Genomic DNA, 392 nt, shown 5'->3' on the forward strand with positions numbered 1-392 from the left:
CTGCACCGCGGCCAACCGGTTCTATGTGCACGCCGAGGTCGTCGACGAGTTCGTGACGAAGTTCGGCGACGCGGTCGCCGCCCTCAAGGTCGGACCCGCCTCCGACGAGGCGAGCCAGATCGGTCCGGTCATCAGCGAGAAGGCGCGCGCAGGTATCGCCGCGCTCGTCGACAGCGCCGTCGCGGACGGAGCACGGGTTGCCGTCCAGGGCGCCGTCCCCGATGCCGGGTCGTTCTTCCCGCCGACGATCCTGGTGGACGTGCCGATGGACGCACGGATCCTCGCGGAGGAGATCTTCGGTCCCGTCGCGCCGATCGTCACCTGGTCCGACGAGGCGGCCATGCTCGACGCCGTCAACGGCACCGAGTTCGGGCTCGCGGCCTACGTCTACG

1 protein-coding gene is annotated in these 392 nt (G+C 70.2%); it reads left to right on the forward strand.

The features are described 5' to 3' along the window. A partial coding sequence (locus tag Q0L15_RS20220) for an aldehyde dehydrogenase family protein (RefSeq protein ID WP_296606442.1) occupies positions 1-392 on the forward strand: 392 nt, incomplete at both ends.

This window comes from Nocardioides sp. (genome assembly GCF_024509035.1).
In the GTDB taxonomy this organism is placed as follows: domain Bacteria; phylum Actinomycetota; class Actinomycetes; order Propionibacteriales; family Nocardioidaceae; genus Nocardioides.